This is a genomic window from Alcanivorax sp. HI0044, from assembly GCF_001634945.1.
In genome coordinates this window covers 1-1,210 of the sequence record NZ_LWEZ01000377.1, presented here as the reverse complement: position 1 = coordinate 1,210, position 1,210 = coordinate 1, and the positions used below count along the sequence as shown (strand labels likewise).

At 56.7% G+C, this 1,210-nt stretch carries 1 protein-coding gene; it reads left to right on the top strand.

What is annotated here, in order from left to right:
- Positions 1–446: 446 nt before the first annotated feature.
- Positions 447–1,210 (top strand): pyruvate, water dikinase regulatory protein (locus A3730_RS04605; protein WP_063537590.1); only part of this gene is annotated, 764 nt, incomplete at its 3' end.

Below are 1,210 nucleotides of genomic sequence, written 5' to 3'. Positions count from 1 at the left end.
ACAAGTTCGCTGCACAAGGTGCCGGATCAAATCGAGCCGACATTCTACTCAAAACCGAAACAGTTTGCCTGCCCCCTCTTTCAGATTTGGACGGTATTTGGGTATCACTTTCGTCAACACCCCGCCTCCCCCCAAGTCGCGCACCACAAGAAAGCGCTATCTCACTGAAATAAAAGAGGTATTTCTGCCAATCAAGATTTGTCGAGCGCAGTGTAATGTCTGCGTCCTGTGCGGACAACGCATGACGCTACAACCCCTCTGACAGATCGGCCAATCCCTGCAGATAGCACTGGTCGCACAGCGATACAGCGTCTAGACTGGCTCCATTCAAAACAATGACTTACCCGTAGGAGCGGGGCTTGAGCCGCGAATGGTTGGAGCCCACCCCGCCAAGACTGTTCGCGGCTCAAGCCCCGCTCCTACCGCAAAGAAAACGGGCAGACCCAATGAAACGAAGCGCTTTCTACCTTTCTGATGGCACCGGTATTACCGCGGAAACCCTTGGCCACAGCATGCTGAGCCAGTTCGGGGATATCGAATTTGTGCAGATCACCCTGCCCTTCGTGCAATCCGATGAGCAGACTCGCGAAGCCGTGGCCCGCATTAACAAGGCCGCAGAGGAGGATGGCGCCAAGCCGGTAGTCTTCTCGACACTGGTCAACACCGACCATCGCGCCATCCTGCATAGCTGTGACGCCCTGATTCTCGACCTGTTCGGCGCTTTTCTTCGTCCGCTGGAAGACGAGCTTGGGGTACGCTCCAATCACAAAATCAACCAGAGCCACGCCATCCGCGACGCCGAATCCTATCGAATCCGTATTAACGCTGTGCATTTTGCGCTGGATAACGATGATGGCGCCCGCACCCGGCACTACGACCAGGCCGATATTATCCTCATTGGCGTCTCCCGCTCCGGCAAGACCCCCACCTGCCNCTACCTGGCATTGCAGTTCGGGCTATTCACCGCCAACTACCCGCTCACCGAAGACGACTTCGACGACCTGCGCCTGCCCAAGGCCCTGATGGAGCACAAACACAAGCTCTTCGGCCTCACCATCGACGCCGACCGCCTCAGCGCCATCCGCAGCGAACGCAAAGCAGGCAGCAAGTACGCATCCCCGCGCCAATGCGACATGGAATTACGGGCCCTGGAAGCCATGTACAACAAGCACAACATTCCGTATCTGGACGCGACAGAGTTGTCGATTGA